General features: G+C 34.4%; 2 protein-coding genes. Both read left to right on the forward strand.

All coding sequences use genetic code 11. From position 1 onward, the window contains the following. A partial coding sequence (locus PL8927_RS08180) for a Uma2 family endonuclease (protein WP_197047355.1) occupies window positions 1-186 on the forward strand: 186 nt, incomplete at its 5' end. An 81-nt stretch (window positions 187-267) separates the two neighbouring features. Next, window positions 268-751 (forward strand): Uma2 family endonuclease (locus PL8927_RS08185; protein WP_083619567.1); only part of this gene is annotated, 484 nt, incomplete at its 3' end.

Raw genomic sequence — 751 nt, forward strand, 5'->3', positions numbered from 1 at the left:
ACTGAATATGCTGAATTTGGGATTTGTGAATATTGGATTATTGATCCTTTAACAGAGCAAGTTATTGTTAATTTTCTGATGAATGGAAGTTACCAGAATACTATTTTTACAGGTCAACAAAGGATTATTTCTCAGCTATTTCCTGAACTTAATTTAACCGTTGAGCAAGTTTTAATGGTAGAATAAATTAATTAAAAAATAGTTTTTTGTGCTTTGTTATACTTAATAATTAATAGAAAAGGAATGTTACAAAGTTGAGGTAAGAACATGACCCAAACCCCTGTAAAGTTAACGTTTGAGGAGTATCTAACCTACGATGACGGAACAGATAACCGTTATGAACTTGAAGATGGGGTGTTAATTCCAATGACACCTGCGAGTCCGATTCATTCTGATATTATTGAATTTCTCTACGATACTTTCAAAGCTGAGGTAAAAAGACTAGGGTTAGACCTGAAAATTAAACAGGGAGATGTCGGGGTGCGAACTAGAATAAATCGCTCCCGACAACCAGATATTGCTATTATTCAAGGGGAAGATTGGCGACGGTTACGACAGTTTAAAAAATCAGCCATTCTGGAAGTTCCGGCTTTATTAGTGGTAGAAGTTGTGAGTCCAGGGGAAGATAACGAAAACCGAGATTATGTTAAAAAGATAACTGAATATGCTGAATTTGGGATTTGTGAATATTGGATTATTGATCCTTTAACAGAGCAAGTTATTGTTAATTTTTTGATGAATGGAAGTTATC

It is taken from the genome of Planktothrix serta PCC 8927, assembly GCF_900010725.2.
In the GTDB taxonomy this organism is placed as follows: Bacteria; Cyanobacteriota; Cyanobacteriia; order Cyanobacteriales; family Microcoleaceae; genus Planktothrix; species Planktothrix serta.